Annotated in this window: 7 protein-coding genes; 2 read left to right on the forward strand and 5 right to left on the reverse strand. The window is 61.6% G+C overall.

The genetic code is table 11. The features are described from left to right. Both EOA36_RS22230 and cysD read right to left on the reverse strand, forming a co-directional pair. Positions 1-241 (reverse strand): GTP-binding protein (locus tag EOA36_RS22230; protein WP_245464436.1); only part of this gene is annotated, 241 nt, incomplete at its 3' end. A gap of 2 nt (positions 242-243) precedes the next feature. Beyond that, the gene (cysD, locus tag EOA36_RS22235; protein ID WP_127279443.1) at positions 244-1,149 is read right to left on the reverse strand and encodes a sulfate adenylyltransferase subunit CysD; all 906 of its coding nucleotides are present in this window, start codon (positions 1,147-1,149) and stop codon (positions 244-246) included. A 481-nt stretch (positions 1,150-1,630) separates the two neighbouring features. Between cysD and EOA36_RS22240 the strand changes: the two genes are divergently transcribed. Beyond that, positions 1,631-2,959 (forward strand): O-antigen ligase, encoded by a 1,329-nt coding sequence (locus EOA36_RS22240; RefSeq protein ID WP_127279444.1) that lies wholly within the window; start codon positions 1,631-1,633, stop codon positions 2,957-2,959. 17 nt (positions 2,960-2,976) lie between these two features. Continuing rightward, positions 2,977-3,924 carry an NAD-dependent epimerase/dehydratase family protein gene (locus tag EOA36_RS22245; protein ID WP_127279445.1) on the forward strand — a complete coding sequence of 316 codons (948 nt, stop codon included), beginning with the start codon at positions 2,977-2,979 and terminating at the stop codon, positions 3,922-3,924. 43 nt (positions 3,925-3,967) lie between these two features. Here the strand turns inward: EOA36_RS22245 and EOA36_RS22250 are convergent, their stop codons facing one another. The 3 genes from EOA36_RS22250 to EOA36_RS22260 form a co-directional block, all read right to left on the reverse strand. Beyond that, on the reverse strand, positions 3,968-4,507 hold the full coding sequence (locus EOA36_RS22250) for a sugar transferase (protein ID WP_127279446.1): 540 nt from the start codon (positions 4,505-4,507) through the stop codon (positions 3,968-3,970). Between the two features lie 120 nt (positions 4,508-4,627). Beyond that, on the reverse strand, positions 4,628-5,560 hold the full coding sequence (locus EOA36_RS22255; protein ID WP_127279447.1) for a glycosyltransferase family 2 protein: 933 nt from the start codon (positions 5,558-5,560) through the stop codon (positions 4,628-4,630). 117 nt (positions 5,561-5,677) lie between these two features. Next, positions 5,678-6,891 (reverse strand): SDR family NAD(P)-dependent oxidoreductase (locus EOA36_RS22260; RefSeq protein WP_145969256.1); only part of this gene is annotated, 1,214 nt, incomplete at its 5' end.

Consider the following 6,891-nt stretch of genomic DNA (forward strand, 5'->3'; position numbering starts at 1 on the left):
GCAGCGCGAAGTCGATGTCGTCGCCCGTCGTGCCGTGCTTTCGCGAATCGCGTTCGAGCGCGGCGAGCTGGTCCTCGAAAATCTGCTTGGTGTCGGACAACAGCCGACCGATCAACGTCGACTTACCATCATCGACCGAACCGCAGGTCAGGAAGCGCAGCAGCGACTTCTTCTCTTGCGCCGCCAGATAGTCGCGGACGCCGTCCGTTGGAGCGAGGCTCTTTGCCATGATGTGGCGCATGGTCAGAAATACCCCTCGCGCTTCTTCTTCTCCATCGAACCGGCTTCATCGCGGTCGATCAGCCGACCCTGCCGTTCGGACGTGCGTGCCGTCAGCATCTCGCCAACGATGGCTTCGAGTGTGTCGGCGTCGGATTCGATGGCGCCGGTCAGCGGATAACAGCCAAGCGTACGGAACCGCACCAGGCGGTCCTCCACGACCTCGCCCGGGAGCAGCTTCATGCGATCATCGTCCTTGAGGATCAACATGCCATTGCGTTCGACGACTGGCCGCCGCTTGGCGAAATAGAGCGGCACGATCGGAATGTTTTCCTGCAGAATGTACTGCCAGATGTCGAGCTCGGTCCAATTCGACAAGGGGAAGACGCGGATCGATTCACCCTGCGCGATACGCGTGTTGAAAATCTTCCACATTTCGGGCCGCTGGTTCTTCGGATCCCACACATGCTGGGCATTGCGGAAGGAGAAGATGCGCTCCTTGGCGCGCGACTTTTCCTCGTCGCGACGGGCGCCGCCAAAGGCGGCATCGAAGCCGTATTTGTCGAGCGCCTGGCGCAACGCCACGGTCTTCATCACATGGGTGTGGGTGTTCGAACCGTGATCGAACGGATTGATGTTGTCGCGCACGCCGTCTTCGTTGACATGAACCAGAAGGTCAAAACCCAGCTTCTGGGCCATCTGATCGCGAAATGCGATCATCTCGCGAAATTTCCAGGTGGTGTCGACGTGAAGAAAGGGGAATGGCGGCTTGGCCGGATAGAACGCCTTCATCGCCAGATGCATCAGCACCGACGAATCCTTGCCGACGGAATAAAGCATGACCGGCTTGGTGAAGGCAGCCGCGACCTCGCGGAATATGTGGATGGACTCGGCTTCAAGCCGCTGCAGATGCGTAAGCGCTGATATCATGGACCGTGAGCGTTCTCTCGTGCCTTGCAACAGAAGATCCTACGTCAAAACATCGAGCCTTTTACGCCCGGTTCAAGCTTCGCTTCTGGACAAAGTGTTTCGTGCGGGCGTTCTAGCAGATCGTAACGGCCCAGAACAATGCAGGAGGAGCCCGGCAGCGGTTCGTTCGGGAATGAATTTTCCATGCTTGTGGCAAAACCCGGAAATTTCTGCTTGTACGGCCTCCGGTCGGGAAAAGGCAGGAAAAATATTGCCTGTGAGAGAGTTGTGCGGGGACGCTGCAGGAGTCAACGGTCCCCAACTGCCGGATTTCGGCGGCGATCGATCCGGGCGCACTATCGAAACAGCGACCCAGCCGCTATACGCTTTTCGAGAGCGGGCAAGTGCGTGATGGAGCATGGGCAATTTCGAAGCGAGCACATTCGGTTTCACCAAACATGATGTGCCGCATAAAATTTCTCAAGAATAGCAGGTCCGAAAATTGAACCGGCTTTCATTCATAAGGCAGCAGTTCACGCCTTCGCGGATCAATATCTACTTCTCCATTCTCTGTTTCTTTTCTCCCCCGGTCCTGGGGTCGGTGGTCAGCTTCGTGTTCAATGGCGGTGGCCTGTGGTCCGTCCTGTTGATCGCCTTGAAGAGAAGACGCTTCAATGTCGACCGGGCGATGATGGCGCTGACGATCGCGATCTGTGCCTATTGCGCAAGCAACGTCCTGGCGTCCCTCGTCAACCACGCGATCGTCACGGACGCGCGGCATCTTGTTCCGCTGATCACCTTTCTGTTTTTTCCCATCTCCTATTCGACCTGGAGCATTACGCAAAAGACAACGCTCGTCCGCATCATTGTGGTGGCCAGCATGGCTGCCTGTTTTGGAGCGCTGCTGCTGGCGGTCTATCAGCAATATCGGCTTGGCATACGCGCCGAGGGCGGGGCCGGGAATGCGATCGTGTTCGCTGAGGTCCTCTGCCTTGCAGTGGTGACCTGCGTGGCCGCTGCCCTGTCTGGCATAGAGAGATACAGGATCGCCCTTATCTGCGCTGCACTCGGCGGAACGATCGCCATCATCTACTCCGGTACCCGCATCGTCTGGCTGGCACTGCTGATTACCGGTATCGCCGTTCTGCTGATCAACCAGCAGAAGCTGAGAGGGAGAAATGCCGTTCGCGTGCTTTTGCTGCTGGCCGCGATCGCAGCCACGATCGCGGTTTTCGGGTCCCAGACGATAGCGGGGCGTGTCGCATTTCTGCACTCGGACTGGGATGCGCTGACCCATGGTGACCACACGACAGCTTTGGGATCGCGCGTCGCCCTTTGGGATATCGGGCTGAAGGCATTTCGGGAGATGCCATTTTTCGGACATGGCGTGGGTGCCACCCGGCTCTTGATCAAGCAGGGTTTTCAGGATCAGTTCGGGATGGATGAAGGTTTCAATCATTTCCACAACGGCTTCCTGACCGCCTTGGTGCAAGCGGGAATCCTGGGTGCGGTGACGCTGGCGGCGATCTTCGTGGTTGCCGCCAGAAATGCCGCCCGGGTCCTTCGCGACAGCGCCGATCCGGTTGAGCGGTTCGGCGCCACCATGATCGTCGCCCTCGTGATCACCTATCTGACCGCCGGAATGACGGGCATCCTGATCGGCCATGACATTCTGGACTCGGTTTTTATGATCTTCCTGGTGTCGGGAACATATCTTGCCTGTGGCCGCCAAGCTGCGTTGGTGGAAGACCAAGCCCTTCCACCGCTGGTGGAAAGGCAAGCCCTTCCACCAGCGGTGGAAAGCCTGGCCCCCCCGCCAGTCGTCCAGTAACCGGTGCGGGCAAGACAATGAAAGTCCTGGTTACGGGCGCGACGGGCTTCATCGGCCGCCAGGTGGTCCATCGGCTTCGTCAGGCCGGTGTCGAGCTTCGCCTCGCCTCCCGCCAGCCGGAGAGACTTGATGCGGGCTCCGACGCCATGCCGATGCCGGCGTTCGATGCACCTGCCCCGGCTTTCCTGGCGCTGACCAGGGATGTTACGGATATCGTCCATTGCGCGGGTCTGAACAATGACCAGGGCAACGCCACCGAAGGCGACTTTCTGGCAGCCAATGCGCAATTGAGCGCGCGCCTGGCGCATGCCGCCGCCGCGCAGGCAAGCGGACGGTTCATCCATCTTTCCTCGATCCGGGCCGTGATCGGTGCGCGTGCCAGCGCAACGATCGACGAAGACACAGTCCCCGAACCGCAGGACGCCTACGGGCGCTCGAAACGCGAAGCAGAAATTGCCGTATTGGGCGCCTATGCCTCGCACGGCCGTGCCGACGCCGCCATATTGCGGCTGCCTCCGGTCTACGGGATCGGCATGAAAGGGAACCTAGCGACGCTGATGCGGCTCGCCGATACGGCTCTGCCGATGCCGACAGGCGCGCTGACGGCAAACCGCTCGCTGCTGTCATCGCAATCGGCGGCGGGGGCGGTGTGGCATCTGCTTTGCCATTCGCAGCCGCTTCGTCCGATCTATACCGCCAGCGACGTGCCGCCGGTTTCCGTCGCTGCCATCATCGGTGCCTTTCGCCGCGGTTTCGGCAGACCGAAGCGCCTGGTGACAATGCCGGCCGGACCGATGCGGGCGGCCGCCATACTGCTCGGCAAGCGGACGTTCTGGGACAGCCTGACCGCGACCCAGATATGCGACCCTTCGCTCCTTGCCTCGGAAGGCTGGGCGCCTGAAACCGAGACATTGGAGCGGCTGGCCGAAATGGCGCGGCTCCGAAGGCCCCGGCTTCCTGTTTGACCCTGATCCGAGGACCGGTTTCTGCTTCCGGAGCATGGCCTGCTCAGCCGCGATAGAGTGTCCCAAACAGGATGCGAAGGTCGAGCCAGAACGAGGCGGTCCTGAGATAGATGGCATCGGTGTCGGCCAGAAGTCGCGGGTTCGACATGTCGATGCCCCTGATCTGGGCCAAGCCCGTCATTCCGGGCAGAGCCTGCAAAACCCCCAGCCGCCTGCGGCATTCGATCAGTTCCGTCTGGGTCGGCAGGCAGGGACGCGGCCCGACCAGGCTCATTTCGCCGCAAAGGACGTTCCAGAGCTGCGGCAACTCGTCGAGCTTGAATTTCCGCAAGCTCTTTCCAACCGATGTCACGGCGCTCGCGGGGGTTTCATGCGAGGGCAAGGATGGCGTTCCCTGGTACATCGTCCTTAATTTGTGGCAGCGAAAAAGCGCGCCTTCGCGGCCAATCCGCGTTTGGGAAAAAATCACCGGACCGGGCGATGATGCGCGGACGGCAAGAATGGCGAGCAACAGGATGGGAGAGGTTGCCACCAGCAGCACAGCCGCACCGGCGAGATCGAAGATTTTCTTGGCTGTCGTCATGAGTGGCCGATGGGCTCCCTGCCAGGGCTTCACGCGGCAACCGCGAGCGAGCCCATCAATCCGGTCGACGTAGCATGAGGTCGCCTTGCTGACCAAGCGCGCCAAGCGGTCTCCCGATATTCAGATACGACCCAGCACAAAGGCGAGATAGAGCCCAAGGCTCCCGGCAAAAGTCTGTCGATAGACGCGGCTTTTGCGCAGCGCGCCCAGGCGTTGGAAAAGGCTACCTTGCCGACCGTTCGCGAACAGGTCGAGGCATGCCAGCGCGTCCTTCGTAAGGAGATCGCGATTGACGGCGAGGCCGGCAAGATTGAGATCGGTCCAGTCCGCGAACTGGCCCTTGAACAGGCGGCCGAGCCGCGAGATCCGTGCCCGCCACGATACATTGGCGCCGACCAGATTCGCCGCATGCTGGCGGTAGCGTACCAGTGGCCGCGGATCGTAGCGGACGACACCGCCGGCACCAGTGACAATCAGATAGGCCCACCAATCGTGGCTGACGAAACCGGTGCGGGTGGAGGCCCTGGCCAACAGATCGCGCGCGGCGCGGTTGAGCAGGATGGTGTTGCCGCCGGCAATGCTCTGGACGAGCGCGTTGCGGAAGGACGGCGGACGGCTGAACAGCGGCGAATGGCCGACCAGACTCCCGGTTTCGGTCATGGTCGCGGTTCGCGAGCAGGACATCAGCGGTTGCGCCGCGTCAAATGGCTGCATCCAGCCAAGGGCGCTTTCCAGCCTGTCGGGCTCCCAGACATCGTCCTGGTCGCTGAAGGCGTAGCAATCCGCATCGATGCGCGGGTCGAGGATCATCGACCGGAAATTGGCGGCAAAGCCCTGCCGCGGCCCTTCCACGAGATTTATCCGGCCTTTTGTCCAACGGGGCTTCCAGGCTTCGATGATGGCAACCGTGCCATCGACGGAGCCGTCGTCGGATATCCAAAGGTCGATCAGAGGATGCGACTGCGCGAACAGCGACCGCAGCTGCTCGTCGATGAAGGCGGCGCCATCCTTCGTGGCCATCAGGACGGCAATACGCAGATCTGTCTTATCCACCGATGTCAAACGCCTTGCCGCGCGAGGAAACCGCTGCGCACTTTTCCTGGAATTGCTCATCTTTGCCTTCACGCAATTCCGGACGGAAAACCGCTGCGCACTTTTCCTGGAATTGCTTTAGCTCGCCTGCCCGGCCGTCTTCGGGACCGCGTCGTGCTGCGCGTTCGCCCTTGTCTTCGTCGTGCGGTCGAGATCGGCCAGGATGGTGAGCGAGGCCGCCTTGTCCTGGCTCTTCATGGATTGCTGCAGCGCTGCAAGCGCTGCCTGGACATCCGACCACTGCGCGACATCGGTGCTCAGGCCAAAAATCTTGGCGATGCTGAGCTCGACCAGTTCCTCGTCTTCGCCGTGAAGGGTCTCGTGCAGCTTTTCACCCGGCCGGATGCCCGTGAAGCGGATCGGGATGTCCGTATAGGGGCTTTTTCCCGCCATGCGGATCATCGTTTCGGCCACTTCGAGGATCGGCACGGGCTTGCCCATGTCGAGCATGTAGACGGCGTAGTCCTGGCCGGCCGGCCGCGACGCGGCATCGGCGGCCGACATGATGACGAGATCGACGGCCTCGGCGACCGTCATGAAATAGCGCGTCATGCGCCGGTCGGTTATGGTGACCGGCCCGCCGGCCTCGATCTGGGCCTGGAATATGGTCGCCACCGAGCCATTGCTGCCGAAGACGTTGCCGAAGCGCACCGCGATGAACTTGGTGGCGGGGCGGCGCCCGCCCGGCTCGCCGGCCGGTGTCCCATGCAAGGCGCTGACGATCTGTTCGGCGGCTCGCTTGGTCATGCCAAGCACGGACGTCGGATCGACGGCCTTGTCGCTCGAGACCATGACGAATTGCGCCACGCCGCACCTGGCGGCGACTTCGGCGCAGACAAGCGTGCCGAAGACATTGGTCTGGATGGCCGATTCCCAGTTCTCCTCCAGCAGCGGAACGTGCTTCAACGCGGCGGCATGGAAGAGGATGTCGGGTTTGAACTCGGTGACGACACGCGTCATCTGGCGCCGGTCCGCGACATCGACGATGCGGACCTTGAGGCGGTCATGGTGCTTCTCGTCGATATACTGGCTCAACTGAAAGATGCCGAATTCGGAATTGTCGGCGACCAGCACGGCGTCGGCCCCAAGCTCCAGCGACCGCTTGACCAGCGTTCGGCCGATGGAGCCGGCGCCTCCCGTGACCAGGACGCGCTTGCCGCCGACGAAGGCGCCGATGCGCTCGATGTCGGACGCCACCGTCGGGCGGCGCAGGATCGTCTCCATCTCGACGGCATCGAGAACGAGCTTTCCCTCCTGGCCCAGTTGCGAAAGCCCCGCGAACTGCACGACCC

It is taken from the genome of Mesorhizobium sp. M8A.F.Ca.ET.021.01.1.1, assembly GCF_003998025.1.
GTDB lineage: Bacteria > Pseudomonadota > Alphaproteobacteria > Rhizobiales > Rhizobiaceae > Mesorhizobium.